Origin of the sequence: Kitasatospora sp. NPDC086791, from assembly GCF_040685975.1 — a bacterium.
GTDB lineage: Bacteria > Actinomycetota > Actinomycetes > Streptomycetales > Streptomycetaceae > Kitasatospora.
The window spans coordinates 1-12,351 of the sequence record NZ_JBFBOC010000018.1; the positions used below are offsets into that span (position 1 = coordinate 1).

Here is a 12,351-nt window from a genome sequence, read left to right on the forward strand (position 1 = left end):
CCCGCCGCGCCCGCGACCTCGGCACCCTGCTGCGCAAGGTCCGCGAACTGCTGGCCGGCGGCTGCACCGCCGAGGAGGCGCTCTGGGCCAACGCACCGGTGCGGGCGCTTCCTGGCCTAGCAACGCTAGACATTCGAGCATCGACAGATCTAGCATTGCGCCAGAATCTAGCGGCGCTAGAAGGCACCGCACCGGATCCTCGGGAGGGAACATGCAGAACGCACTCGCCGTCGTCACGGTCGTCGTCGTCGGCCTGCTGGTGGGCGTGGAGTTCGCGGTGGCGGTCTTCGTCAACCCGATCGTCGACGGCCTGCCGCACAACGGCGGCCTCGCGGCCCGCAGCGCGGGAGCCCGGCTGCTCGGGCGGGTGATGCCCTTCTGGTACATCGGGTCGGTGGTCCTCGGTGTCGCCTGGTCCGCGGCGACCTGGGGCGACGCCGGGGCGGGGCTGGTCGCCGCGGCCGCCGGGCTGCTCGTCCTCAGCGTGGTGATGTCCGTCGCCCTACTCGTGCCGATCAACTCCCGGGCGGCGCACTGGACTCCGGAGAACGCCCCGGCGGACTGGCGGGAGCAGCTCGGCCGCTGGGACCGCCTCCACTACCTGCGGGTGGCCGTCATCGTCAGCGCGTTCGTCCTGCTCGTCGTCGCCCTCGCGTGAGGACCGCCGGAGGCCCCGAGCCGCGCCCCGAGCCCCGAGCCGGACCCCACACCAGGCACCAGGCACCAGGAAGCCTCGGGAGACCTCCGGGGGCGACGACGTCCGATTCGTTCAAGACCCGACGGGCACGCCCTGCCTAGCGTGGGGGCATGACCAGCACACCCGCACCACAGTTCGCCTTCATCGGCCTCGCCGTCTCCGACGTGGCAGCCTCGGTCGCCTTCTACCGGCGGCTCGGGATCGAGTTCCCCGAGGGCGTCGAGCAGGAGCCGCACGTCGAGGCCGAGTTGCCCGGTGGGCTGCTCCTGGTGCTCGACGCCGAGTCCACCATCCGCTCGTTCCACCCGGCCTGGCAGCCGCCGACCGGCGGCGGGCGTACCGCGCTGGCGTTCCGCTGCCAGAGCCCCGCGCACGTGGACGCGCTGTACGAGGAGCTGACCGGCGCCGGATATTACGGGGAGCTGAAGCCGTGGGACGCCTTCTGGGGCCAGCGGTACGCCGTGGTGCACGACCCGGACGGCAACGGGGTCGACCTGCTCGCCCCCCTTTCCTGATCGACCGTCAATTCGTCAGTAGCGCGGTCACCGTCATGCCAGCCAACTCCCGCACGTCGCGCGCCAGATGGGCCTGGTCGGCATAGCCGGCCCGAACCGCCGTCTCGGCGAGCGGGACGCCGGAGCGGGCCAGGGCGAGGGCGCGCTGCATGCGCAGGATCCGGGCGAGCGTCTTGGGGGCGTAACCGAAGGCGGTCAGCGAGCGGCGGTGCAGTTGGCGCGCGCCGAGGCCGACCGCCTCGGCCGTCTCCGCGACCGGACGACCGGCGGCGAGCGCGGCGGCCACGGCCCGGATCCGCGGGTCCTCGGGCTGCGCCTCGGCCGCCAGGCGCAGCGCCAGGGCCTCCAGTGCGGCGGCCGGGTCGGGGTCCGCGTCGATCCGTTCGGTGAGGCGCCGCACCTCGGCGCCGGGCCGCAGGTCGGACAGGTCGACCCGGCGGTCGCGCAGCTCGTGCGCGGGGACACCGAGCAGGGCGGGCGCGGAACCGGGGCGGAAGCGCACGCCGGTCCACGGGCCCGACAGGCCCGGTCCGGGGCGGAAGGCCCGGGTGTCCGGGCCGGCGACGAGCAGCCGCCCCGGCGTCCAGAGCAGGTCCATGCAGCCGTCGGGCAGCACGGGCCCGTCCGGGTCGCCGCCCGGACGCCGGACGGCGGCCCGCTTCGTCCAGACGATCGCACCGGGCACCCGGGACGCGCGCTCCACGTACTCGGAGGACATGGGGCGAAGGCTACGCGCCCGCGCCGGGGAGCGCCCGGGCTGCCGGAGCCGCCGGGGCCGCCGGGGCCTCCGGGGCCGCCGGGCTGCCGGGCTGCCGGGGCTGCCCCGCCGGATCAGCGCTCGTTGAGCGCCTGCACCTCCGCGTACCCCGGCACCGGCCCGACCGGCTCGCCCGCGGCCACGGCGGCGGCCGTCGCCACCGCCGCCGCGAGCGCGGAGCGGTACAGCAGCGACCCGAGACTGACCCGGGCCACCCCGAGCGAGGCCAGCTCGGCGAGGTCCGGGCCGGCCGGCGTCCAGAGGATGTTCAGCGGGACGGCGACAGCGCCGACCACCCGGGCGATCGCCGCCGGATCGGCCAGCCCGGGGACGAACACACCGTCCGCGCCTGCCCGTCGGTACGCCTCCAGGCGCCGGAGGGTCTCCGTCTCGGTCTCGTTCTCCGTCTCGGCCTCCGGCTCGGGGGCGCCCTGCGCGCACCAGTAGGTGTCTGTACGAGCGTTCACGAACAGCTCCGGCACAGCCGCCTTCACCGCCGCGACCTTCGCCGCGTGGACGGCGACCGGTGCCAGCGTGCCGTCCGCCCGGCCGTCCTCCAGATTGATCCCGACCGCCCCGGCCTTCGCCAACTCGACGGCCAGCGCGGCGACTTCGTCCGGATCGTCACTGAAGCCGGACTCCGCGTCGACGCTGAGCAGGAAGCCGCCGGGCCCGAGCCGCCGGGCCAGCCGTACGGTCTCCGCGCGGGTGGCGGCCGCGCCGTCGGGCAGTCCCGCCGCGGCCGCGACGCCCAGGCTGGTGGTGCCGATCGCGGCGTGGCCCGCCTCGGCGAGGGCGACGGCCGAGGCGTGGTCCCAGGCGTTGGGGAGCAGCAGCGGCCGGCCGGGGCGGTGGTGCAGGGCGGCGAAGGGGGTCATGGTGGGGTCTCCGTGGTTCATCTGTCCTCCGTGGTTCGTCTCGTACCGGCCGCACGGGCTCATCCGCGGTCCCGCGCTCATGCGCCACCGGCTCCGGCTCCGGCTCCGGCTCCGGCTCCGGCTCCGGCTCCGGCTCCAGAAGCGGAACACCGCAGGTCCCCCACCGAGTCCGCGTAGTACCCGGAGCCCGCGACGTGGTGGACGATCCGCCGGAAGCTCCAGCCCGTACCCGGCGAGTCGTCCAGGTGCGCGTCCGGCAGCGCGGCCACCCGGCGGGACCAGATCCCGGCCAGCCGGGTGAGGCGGCTGCGCGCCTCGTCCACGTCGGCCGCGGTGAACGGGGCGAGGTCGGCCGGGGTGGTGACGCCGGAGGCGTGCCAGTGGTCGGGCTCGGTGGGCTCGCCGGACAGTCGGGCCTCCCACTCGGCCAAGTGGTCGAGGAGATGGTCGGTGACGCGGCGGACCGCCTTGTGCGGCGTGTAGGTCCGCCCGTCGGCGTTGGCGATCGGACGGCCGTCCCAGGCGGTCCAGGTGGCCGCCAGCGTGAGCACGTGGTCGACCATCTCCGGTACCAGCACGGCGAGTTCAGCCGTTCCGGCGCCGCTCCCGACCGGCGCGCCGGAGTCCACCGACCCCGCGCTGACTGACTCCGGGTCCACCGGATCCGAGTCCAGGTCCGCGGGATCGGAGGCCCCGTACAGGATGCCCTCCGCGATGACCAGCGCGTGCGAGCGCCCCGGGCAGATCCGGGGCGGCGCGCCGAAGCTGAGCGCCACACCCTCGGGCGCCTGCGCCTGCGCGGCCCCGACGTCCAGCACCACGTGCGTGCCCACCGGTACGGCCACCCCGCCGACCTCGGTCGCCCGGACGGCGAGGCGGCGCATCACCCGCAGCGGCGGGTCCTCGCGCAGCGCGCCGGCCGGTCCGTCCCCGTTCCGTCGGGCGTGCTCGACCAGTGCGGCGGTGGCGTCGCAGGCCTGGACGAGCAGGCCGATCCGGTTGGCGGCCGTCTCCTCGTCCGGGTCACCCATCGCGGGCAGCAGCCGGGCCACCGCCGCGTCCGCCTCCGGGTCGTCCGGCGCGTCCGCGAAGTACGGCCGGGCGACCGTCGCGACATCCCGCGCCACGGCCTCCGGGTCCGCCAGGCCGAGCGCCGCCGCCAGCACCCGGACCACCCGCAGCCGTGTGTCGGGGTCGAAGCCGCCTGCGGCGGCGACCCGCAGCGCGGCCGGGTCCAGCCGCTCCAGGTCGGCCAGCACCAGCGCCCGACGCCGGGCGTGCGACCCACCCGAGCTGAAACGGGCGACGGTGGCCCGCAGCCAGGCCACTCCGGCGGGCCCGCCGGGGGCGACGGGCGCCGCGGGCAGCGGGACCAGCGCCGGGTCGGCCAGGGCCGCCGTGACGTCGCCGTAGCGGGAGAAGGTCATGGGTGCGGGGCCGGAGATCACCGTCGGTTCGCTCATGCCGCCATCGTGGCCCCGGGTCGTTTCGGCCCCGCCCGAACTGTGCCGGAGCGACCATGGAGCCATGCCCCCGCAACCGCCTCCCACCCCTCCCCCGACTCCCGGCACGACCGGCCCGACCCGTCCGACCGGCCCGCCCCGCCCGACCCGCCCGGCGCGGCACACCGATCACGGCGGCGCGGCGCTCGCCGCCCTCGCCGCCCTGTTCGCCGACCCCACCCGCGCCGCCTTCTGCTCCGCGCTGCTCGACGGCCGCGCCTGGACCTCCGGCGAACTGGCCCGGCACGCACGCGTCGCGCCGTCCACGGCCAGCGAGCAGCTGTCCCGGCTGATCGCGGGCGGCCTGCTGGCCGAGGAGCGACAGGGCCGGCACCGCTACGTCCGGCTGGCCACGCCCGCCGTGGCCACCCTGATCGAGGACCTGACCTCCTTCGCCGAGACCGGCGGCAACGGCCCGTCCACGCCCCGCACCCTGGGCGAGGCGACCCGGTTGAGCGCCGAGGCCCGCGCCCGGACCTGCTACGACCACCTGGCCGGGCGCCTCGGCGTGGCCGTCGCCGACGCCCTGCTCGCCCGCGGCCTGGTCGCCGACGAGGCCGGGCTCGCCGTCACCGAGCGCGGCCGGGACTGGCTGGCCGCGCAGGCGATCGAGCTGCCGCCGCGCGCGGGCCGACGCGGCGGACGCCCGGTGGTGCGGAGCTGCCTGGACTGGACGGAACGCCGCAGCCACCTCGGCGGGGCACTGGGCGCGGCGCTCTGCCGGACCGCCCTGGACCGCGCCTGGGTGGACCGGATCGGCTCCGGCCGGGCCCTGCGGGTCACCCCGGACGGCGGGCGGGCGCTGCGCGAGCTGCTCGGCGTGGAGATCCCCTGACGGCCCCCTGACGGCCCTCAGCAGCCCCGAGCCCTCCATGCTTGCGGCCGCCCGCCCCTCACCCCTCCGACCTGCCCTCACCCCATCGACTTCGCCCCGTCCAGCGACTCCCGGATGATGTCCGCGTGCCCGGCGTGCTGCGAGGTCTCGGCGATCAGGTGCAGCAGCACCCGCCGGGCCGACCAGGTCGCACCCGGCTCGAACCACGGCGCCGGGGGCAGCGGGTGGGCCAGATCGAGGTCGGGCAGGGTCCGGACCAGCTCGTCCGTCCCGCGCGCCACCCGCTCGTACTCGGCGAGCAGCCCGGCCAGCGTCTCGCCCTCGGCCATCCGGAACTGGGCCGCCCACGCCTCGGCGGCGCCGGCCCCGCCCGGGTCCCCGTCCCCGGCCCGCATCGCCTCCGCGCCGCCGGTCATGAACCGCGCCCAGCGCGCCTCGACCGCCGCCACGTGCTTGATCAGGCCGCCGAGGCAGAGCGCGCTGACCGTGGTCCGCTCGGCCGCCTGCGCGTCGGTGAGGTCACGGACGGTGCGCCGCAGCAGGTCGCGGTGCTTGTCCAGCGTCTCGACGAGCTCCTCGCGCTCGCTCATCGGACGCACCCCGACAACAGGACACCGCGCGGGCCCTCCTCCGCCGACGGCGCACCGCCCCGCACGCGCTCCCCCGACGGCCGCGCCCCCATCAGACCTCCACCGTGTTCGGCTGCTCGCCGACCGTCCGTCCGAGGTCGATCAGCCCGAAGGCCGCGCCCTGCGGGTCGCCGACCGCCGCGAACCGGCCGAACGGGCTGTCCATCGGCCCGAAGTACACCGTGCCGCCGCGCGCCGTCAGCCGCGCGATCGCGGCGTCGGTGTCGTCCACGGCGAAGTAGACGCTGATGTACGAGGGGGCCTCGGGCGGCAGGAAGTCGCCCTCCGCTCCCATCCGGCCCAGCACCGGCCGGTCGCCGACCTGGAACATCCGGTAGTCGAACTGCTCGGAGTCCATCTTCCGCACGCCGTACGGGAAGACCGCCGGGAAGAAGACGTCCGCCTTCCCGGGTTCGCGGGTCACCAGTTCGGCCCAGCTGTACGCGCCGGGCTCGCCCTGCTTCTCGAAGCCCTCGTGGCGCCCGGCCTGCCAGACACCGAACACCACGCCGCCCGGGTCCTTGGCGATCACCATCGTGCCGAAGTCTCCGACCTGCATCGGCCCCATGACCACCTCGCCGCCGTTGGCCCGGATCCGCGCGGCGGTGGCGCCCGCGTCCGGCGAGGCGAGGTACAGGCACCAGGCGGACCGCACCTGCTCACCGGACATCGGCGGGACGACCGCGGCGACCGCCTTGCCGTCCGAGTACGCCTGCGTGTAGTTCCCGAACTCCGACGAGCTCTCGCCGAAGGTCCAGCCCAGCACATCGCCGTAGAAGGCCTTCGCGCCCTCCACGTCGGTGAACATCGCGTCGGCCCAACAGGGTGTGCCCTCAGGTAGCGCAGCCATCTCTCTGCCCTCGTGTCCGGCGAAGTGCGCGCGCCGGAAGGCGCACGCCGACCCCCGATTCGCCAGCCTAGCCACGACGCGGCGCACCCGCGCGGGATGGCCCGCACGGGTGCGCCGGATGCTCACCTGCCGTCGCGACCACCCCGGCTGGTCCGGGCGCCCCGGCCGCTGTGCCCGCTCAGTGCTCCGGCACCGCCGCGCTCAGCGGCGGCCGCAGCGAGGCCGTGCCGAGCCCGGTCGGACCGAGCGGCACGGCCGGCACGGAGGACACCGACGGGGCGGAGGACACCGACGGCACCGACGGCACGACGGGCGTCGACGCCGCGGCAGCCCGCCGGGCCTCCGCCGCAGCCGCCAGGTCCCGCTCCGCCCCGAAGTGCCGCCGCAGGTCCTCCTCGCCGTACCGGCGGCAGCCCTCGTGCCAGTTCAGGATGCCCGCGAGCCAGTTCTCCAGCTCCACCACGTAGCCGTCGAGCACCTCGCGCACCTCCCCGTCCAGCCCGAAGTCCTGGTACATGACCGGGAGTTCCTTCTGCGCGACGTGCTGGAACTGGCCCAGGCGCGAGTGCATCAGGTCGTCGACGATCCGGACCGCCGCCGGGTAGTCGCAGTCGAAGAAGTTCTGCACCACCAGGACGATGTTGTGCAGCTCGCCCTCGTACTCGATCTCCTTCTGGTACGAGAAGACGTCGTTCATCATGGCCGCGTAGTCCATGGCGGAGTTCTCCAGCGCGCGCATCGAGCCGTGCCGGTACACCTCCGGCGGCACCACCTGGCCGTGGCCGAGCCGGCACAGGCTCGCGGTGAGGTCGGCACCGAAGGTGTCGCGGCGCATCTCCAGGTAGTCCACCGGGTCGGGGATCCGGTTCTGGATCAGGTTGGCGAGCTCCCAGACCCAGCTCGCCGTCATGGACTCGACGGACGTGCGGAACCGGCTCCTGGCGTCGACGGTCATCGGTCCGGCGGTGCGCTCCCAGAGATCGGCGAGGCCGCGTTCCAGCGCGTTGGCCGGCTCGGGCGCGGGGCTGCCGTCCACCGGCATGAACAGCCCGAGCCGCTCGGTGGCGCGCTTCGCGCCGGCCAGGTCGCGGGTGCGCCCGAAGACCGCCGGATAGTAGTCGTCGGCCCAGGTGCCCCACGCCAACCAGGCGGAGCTGACGTCGAGTTGGTCGGCGGTGGCGTCCGGGTGGATGCCGGCCGCGCAGAGCGCGAGGTCGTAGTCGCGCATCGACTCGGCGTCCCAGACGCCGGAGCCGGGGATCGCCGGGTCCGCCGCCAACAGACCCATCCGCCCGGCCCACTCGACCACGCGCTCCCGGGCGCCGTCCAGGTACGGGCTCAACGTGAGGGTGAACGGCAGCTCGAACTCCGGGAGCCGGGACGGACCGACGGCCTGGAACGGCACGTGCCCGTGCGAGCGCGCCCGCCGCTCGGCCGGGCCGGCCGCGCCCTTCGCCGCGCCCTCGGCCGCACCGACACCGGCCCCGACGCCCCCGGCCCCCATGGCCCCGCTGCGCAGGATGTCCAGCGCCGAGGTACCGATCCCGCCGATCGCGTACTGGTCCCACCGGTTACCGGCGCCCGGCACCCCCGACAGCCCCGGCAGCGCACCGCCCGACCCCGGCGCCACCTCCCCGCCCGAACCGGCCGACGCCCCGCCGCCGTTCATGTAGCGGCTGGAACGCATGTGCCACTCGTGCCCACCGGACTGCCAGTCCTGCAGGCCCTTGACGTACGCCATGACCTTCGCGCGGCCCACCGGGTCGAGCCCGGTCTCCGCGAACAGCACCGGCAGTTCGGTGAACACGGTGTTCTCGAACTGCTGGAGCCGCGAGGTGAGCAGGTCGTTGACCGCCTCGGCGGCCTCCTGGGTGCTGCACTCCAGGAAGCGCTCCAGCACCAGGACGCCGTTGCTCAGCTCACCCTCGTCCTCCACCTCGCGCTGGTACGAGAAGATGTCGTTGCGCAGGTGCACGCCGTCGGAGAAGGCGTCCATCAGCACCCGCAGCGCGCGCGAGCCCGAGACCTCCTTCGGCACCTCGGCGTCGGCGGCGTACTCGACCAGTTGCGCGGACCACGGCGCGCCGCCGACCTTGCGGCGCATCTCGATGTACTCGACCGGGTTGGCCACCCGGCCCGCGTCGATGTTGGAGAGCTCCCAGAGCGACTCGTCGAGCAGGTTGCGGGTGCTCTCGGCGAACCGGGCCCGCCAGTCCTCGCCCATCGCCGGCACGGTGCGCCGCCAGAGGTCGGCCAGGCCCGCCTCGACCGGGTTCTCCGGTTCGGGCACCGGGGCACTCGGGTCGGCCGGCATGAACAGCGGCAGCCGGTCCAGGTGCGCCTTGCCCGCCTCCCGGTCGTTGGTGCGCTTGTACATGTCGAGGAAGTGGTCGTCGAAGAAGAAGACCCAGACGTACCAGTCGGTGACCAGCGACAGCACCTCGGCGGCGGCGTCCGGGTGGGTGTAGGCGCAGAGCAGTCCGTAGTCGTGGGCGTCCAGGTCGGCCTGTTCCCAGATGCCGGAACCCTCCAGCATGCCCATCTCCCGGGCCCAGCCGGTGGAATGGGCCCGCGCCTCGTCCAGGTGGGGGTTGAGACGTGCCGGGTGCGGCACGTAGAAGGACGGCAGTTCGAACGGCTGGGTCACGGCGGGCGAGCCTTTCTGGACGCGTCGATTGGACCAAGAATGACCCGCGACCCGGAGGCCGCACCGGCACAACAGAAACAGTCATATGAAATGACCAGGCCACTCGAACCTCAGCTCGAACTCCCGCCCGGACGACCACCCGGACGACCACCCGGACGACCACCCGGACGACCACCCGGCCCCGGATCGTACGGACGGCCCGAGCCCCACCGCCCCTCCCGCCCCACCAGAACCACCCACCCGGCCGAGCGCACTCCATCCCCGCACGCGCCCCGATCCACCCCATCCCCCCCGCACCGCCCCCGGGCGCCAACTCCGCGCCGACGGAAGACGATCGACCAACGCCCACCCGACACCCCTGACGCGCCCGCCACCGCTCAGGCCGCCACCCCCAGGGCCGGCGACGCCGCCGCCGGAGCGAGGTAGACGAGCGGGAAGGCGACGTGGGCCCAGGCCCAGGCCCAGGCCCGGGCCCGGGCGCGGGCGACGGTGACGACGGCGCCGAGGACGGTACCGACGGTGTGGGCGGTGCGGGCGACGGACATCGAAGTGCTCCCCATTCGAGGGCTGTTCGGTTCGACACCCCTCCGACCCGGCACCCCCGACGGATGTGACGGGCACGGGCAAAAAATATTCCGCGCCGCGCCCCGGAAGCCCCAACAACCGCTCCGCCAACGAACAAAGCAGGTGCGGCAAGGCCTGGAACACCAAGACTTCCCCCGGTACGGGCGTGTTGACCGCCTCCCCCCTGGTTGCGTCCACCAGACTGGGCGCCGACCCGACGTCAACTCCGAGGAGGGCAAGCCCATGAACGTCACCGTGCGGCTCGCACAGCAGCCCGAGGCCGACGAACTGCTCGGACGGAGTGCGCTCGCCGCGCTCGTCGGCATGCTGCTGGACCAACAGGTGCCGATGGAGTGGGCGTTCACCGGCCCGCTGACCATCGCGCAGCGCCTCGACCGGGACGACCTGGACGCCCACGAGATCGCCACCTACAACCCGGAGGAGTTCGTCGCGCTCCTCTCCGCGAAACCCGCCGTCCACCGCTATCCGGCGGCGATGGCCAAACGGGTGCAGCAGCTCTGCCAGTTCCTCGTGGCGCAGTACGACGGCGACGCCGCCGCGCTGTGGAAGAACGTCCGCACCGGCAAGGAACTGCTCAGCCGGCTCAACGCCCTGCCCGGCTTCGGCAAGCAGAAGTCGCAGATCTTCCTCGCCCTGCTCGGGAAGCAGTACGGCGTCCGGCCCGAGGGCTGGCGCGAGGCCGCCGGCGCGTACGGCGAGGAGGGGGCGCACCGCTCGGTCGCCGACATCACCGGGCCCGAATCCCTCACCCTGGTGCGGGAGTTCAAGCAGGAGGTGAAGCGCGCCGCGAAGGAGGCCAAGGCCGCCGCCAAGCCCCGCACCACCACCCGGACGACGGCCGCGCCCGCCCCGACCGGCGTGCGCTGAGAACCGCTCGTCCCGCCCCGCCCCGTCGCCCACCGGTGTGCGACGGGGGCCCCGGCCGCGCCGCGCGACCGGGGCCCCACCTGGTGCTTCCGTCAGACCAGGACGGAGTCCCGCTGCCGCTCCCGCGCCCCACCGTCCTCGGCGCCATCCGCACCGGCACCGGCACCGGCGCCCGCCCCGCGCCGCCGCGGCAGCGCGAACATCAGCAGGAACACCACCAGCAGCACCCCCGCGACCCACCACAGCGCGTGCACGAAGGCCCCGCCGAAGGCCGTCCCGACCGCCTCCGGAGCGACCACGTCGTCCATCGCCCCGAAGAAGGCCACCGAGACCAGCCCGAGCCCGAGCGCGTTCCCCACCTGCTGCACGGTGTTGATCAGCCCCGAGGCCGAACCCGCGTGCCGGCGCGGCACCTCCGCCAGCACCGCGTCCGTGATCGGCGCGACGATCAGCCCCATCCCGAGGCCCATCACCACCAGCGGCAGCGCCATCTGCCAGGGCGAGATCGAGGTCCCGAACCGGTCGGCCTCCCAGATGTAGGTGAGCACGCCCGCCGCCATCACCAGCGCGCCCGCCTGCAACACCTTGCGCCCGAACCGCGGCACCAGCTTCTGCACCGAGAGCCCGGCCGCCGTGGAGACCGCGATCGAGAACGGGATGCCGGTCGTGCCGGCCTTGAGCGGGCTCCAGCCCAGGCCCACCTGCATGTAGAGCGTCCAGACCAGGAAGAAGATGCCGAGCGCCACGCCGAAGGCCAGCTGCACGCAGATCCCGGCCGCGAAGGACTTCACCCGGAACAGCGCCAGCTCCACCAGCGGCGAGCCGTCCCGCCGCGTCTTGACCTTCTCGTACGCCACGAACAGGGCGAACACCGGCAGGCTGCCGGCCATCGACAGGTACCCCCAGAGCGGCCAGCCGGCCTCCCGCCCGTGCGTCAGGGGGTAGATCAGCATCAGCAGGCCCAGGCTGGCCAGGAGCACGCCCACCAGGTCGAGCTTCAGCGCCTGGTCGGCCTTCGACTCGTCGATGAAGCGGCGGCCGAGCAGCAGCCCGGCGACGCCGACCGGCAGGTTGATCAGGAAGATCGGCCGCCAGGCCAGGCCGAACGCGTCCCACTCGGTCAGCAGCGCACCGATCATCGGACCGGAGACGGCGCCCAGTCCGACCACCGCGCCGAACATGCCGAACACCTTGCCGCGCTCCTCCGCCGGGAAGGTCGCGTGGATGATCGACAGCACCTGCGGCACCATCAGGGCCGCCGTCCCGCCCTGCAGCAGCCGGGTCGCGACCAGCATCTCCGGCCCGGAGGCCAGCCCGCAGAGCGCGGACGCCACGGTGAAGCCGCCGATCCCGATCAGGAACAGCCGCTTGCGGCCGTGGATGTCGCCCAGCCGCCCGCCGGTGATCAGCCCGATCGCGAAGGCCAGCGCGTACCCGCCGGTGACCCACTGCACGGCGCTGAAGGACGCGCCGGTGTCCGCCTGGATGCTGGGGATGGCGATGTTGACGATGGTGACGTCCACCAGGTCCATGAAGGAGGCCACCATCACGATCGCCAGCGCGATCCACCTCCGCCGGTCCGCTGTCCC

Annotated in this window: 12 protein-coding genes; 4 read left to right on the forward strand and 8 right to left on the reverse strand. The window is 74.4% G+C overall.

Features of this window, described 5'->3' with window-relative positions:
* Nucleotides 1-211 precede the first annotated feature (211 nt).
* Both AB0Q99_RS22530 and AB0Q99_RS22535 read left to right on the forward strand, forming a co-directional pair.
* On the forward strand, nt 212-658 hold the full coding sequence (locus AB0Q99_RS22530) for a DUF1772 domain-containing protein (RefSeq protein ID WP_363574468.1): 447 nt from the start codon (nt 212-214) through the stop codon (nt 656-658).
* A 149-nt stretch (nt 659-807) separates the two neighbouring features.
* Nucleotides 808-1,212 carry a VOC family protein gene (locus tag AB0Q99_RS22535; RefSeq protein WP_363574470.1) on the forward strand — a complete coding sequence of 135 codons (405 nt, stop codon included), beginning with the start codon at nt 808-810 and terminating at the stop codon, nt 1,210-1,212.
* Between the two features lie 7 nt (nt 1,213-1,219).
* On the opposite strand, the gene AB0Q99_RS22540 is transcribed toward AB0Q99_RS22535, so the two are convergent.
* From AB0Q99_RS22540 to AB0Q99_RS22550, 3 genes are all read right to left on the reverse strand, one after another.
* Nucleotides 1,220-1,930, reverse strand: a complete 711-nt coding sequence (locus tag AB0Q99_RS22540; RefSeq protein ID WP_363574472.1) for a helix-turn-helix transcriptional regulator — start codon at nt 1,928-1,930, stop codon at nt 1,220-1,222.
* A 113-nt stretch (nt 1,931-2,043) separates the two neighbouring features.
* Complete coding sequence (locus AB0Q99_RS22545) at nt 2,044-2,868, reverse strand: isocitrate lyase/phosphoenolpyruvate mutase family protein (RefSeq protein WP_363574474.1); 825 nt, start codon at nt 2,866-2,868, stop codon at nt 2,044-2,046.
* A gap of 56 nt (nt 2,869-2,924) precedes the next feature.
* Nucleotides 2,925-4,310 carry a hypothetical protein gene (locus tag AB0Q99_RS22550; RefSeq protein WP_363574476.1) on the reverse strand — a complete coding sequence of 462 codons (1,386 nt, stop codon included), beginning with the start codon at nt 4,308-4,310 and terminating at the stop codon, nt 2,925-2,927.
* 64 nt (nt 4,311-4,374) lie between these two features.
* Between AB0Q99_RS22550 and AB0Q99_RS22555 the strand changes: the two genes are divergently transcribed.
* The gene (locus AB0Q99_RS22555) at nt 4,375-5,184 is read left to right on the forward strand and encodes a winged helix-turn-helix domain-containing protein (protein ID WP_363574478.1); all 810 of its coding nucleotides are present in this window, start codon (nt 4,375-4,377) and stop codon (nt 5,182-5,184) included.
* A 77-nt stretch (nt 5,185-5,261) separates the two neighbouring features.
* Here AB0Q99_RS22555 and AB0Q99_RS22560 read toward each other — a convergent pair whose 3' ends face one another.
* From AB0Q99_RS22560 to AB0Q99_RS22575, 4 genes are all read right to left on the reverse strand, one after another.
* A complete protein-coding gene (locus AB0Q99_RS22560; protein WP_363574480.1) occupies nt 5,262-5,774 on the reverse strand; it encodes a DinB family protein in 513 nt (170 codons plus the stop codon).
* A gap of 91 nt (nt 5,775-5,865) precedes the next feature.
* On the reverse strand, nt 5,866-6,663 hold the full coding sequence (locus AB0Q99_RS22565; RefSeq protein ID WP_363574482.1) for a VOC family protein: 798 nt from the start codon (nt 6,661-6,663) through the stop codon (nt 5,866-5,868).
* A gap of 178 nt (nt 6,664-6,841) precedes the next feature.
* Entirely contained in the window at nt 6,842-9,310 is a 2,469-nt protein-coding gene (locus AB0Q99_RS22570) for a terpene synthase family protein (protein WP_363574484.1), read from the reverse strand.
* Between the two features lie 377 nt (nt 9,311-9,687).
* Nucleotides 9,688-9,855, reverse strand: a complete 168-nt coding sequence (locus AB0Q99_RS22575) for a hypothetical protein (protein WP_363574486.1) — start codon at nt 9,853-9,855, stop codon at nt 9,688-9,690.
* Nucleotides 9,856-10,117: 262 nt separating this feature from the next.
* Here AB0Q99_RS22575 and AB0Q99_RS22580 point away from each other — a divergent pair, with 262 nt between their 5' ends.
* Entirely contained in the window at nt 10,118-10,762 is a 645-nt protein-coding gene (locus AB0Q99_RS22580) for an HhH-GPD-type base excision DNA repair protein (RefSeq protein ID WP_363574488.1), read from the forward strand.
* 92 nt (nt 10,763-10,854) lie between these two features.
* Here AB0Q99_RS22580 and AB0Q99_RS22585 read toward each other — a convergent pair whose 3' ends face one another.
* A complete protein-coding gene (locus tag AB0Q99_RS22585) occupies nt 10,855-12,309 on the reverse strand; it encodes an MFS transporter (RefSeq protein WP_363574685.1) in 1,455 nt (484 codons plus the stop codon).
* Nucleotides 12,310-12,351 lie beyond the last annotated feature (42 nt).

Excerpts from the sequence above, each read along its gene's own strand:
- AB0Q99_RS22530 (WP_363574468.1), top strand. The coding sequence starts at position 212 with ATGCAGAACGCACTCGCCGTCGTCACGGTCGTCGTCGTCGGCCTGCTG.
- AB0Q99_RS22535 (WP_363574470.1), top strand. The coding sequence starts at position 808 with ATGACCAGCACACCCGCACCACAGTTCGCCTTCATCGGCCTCGCCGTC.
- AB0Q99_RS22545 (WP_363574474.1), bottom strand. The coding sequence starts at position 2,868 with ATGAACCACGGAGACCCCACCATGACCCCCTTCGCCGCCCTGCACCAC.
- AB0Q99_RS22585 (WP_363574685.1), bottom strand. The coding sequence starts at position 12,309 with ATGGTGGCCTCCTTCATGGACCTGGTGGACGTCACCATCGTCAACATC.
- AB0Q99_RS22565 (WP_363574482.1), bottom strand. The coding sequence starts at position 6,663 with ATGGCTGCGCTACCTGAGGGCACACCCTGTTGGGCCGACGCGATGTTC.
- AB0Q99_RS22555 (WP_363574478.1), top strand. The coding sequence starts at position 4,375 with ATGCCCCCGCAACCGCCTCCCACCCCTCCCCCGACTCCCGGCACGACC.
- AB0Q99_RS22560 (WP_363574480.1), bottom strand. The coding sequence starts at position 5,774 with ATGAGCGAGCGCGAGGAGCTCGTCGAGACGCTGGACAAGCACCGCGAC.
- AB0Q99_RS22580 (WP_363574488.1), top strand. The coding sequence starts at position 10,118 with ATGAACGTCACCGTGCGGCTCGCACAGCAGCCCGAGGCCGACGAACTG.
- AB0Q99_RS22550 (WP_363574476.1), bottom strand. The coding sequence starts at position 4,310 with ATGAGCGAACCGACGGTGATCTCCGGCCCCGCACCCATGACCTTCTCC.
- AB0Q99_RS22575 (WP_363574486.1), bottom strand. The coding sequence starts at position 9,855 with ATGTCCGTCGCCCGCACCGCCCACACCGTCGGTACCGTCCTCGGCGCC.
- AB0Q99_RS22540 (WP_363574472.1), bottom strand. The coding sequence starts at position 1,930 with ATGTCCTCCGAGTACGTGGAGCGCGCGTCCCGGGTGCCCGGTGCGATC.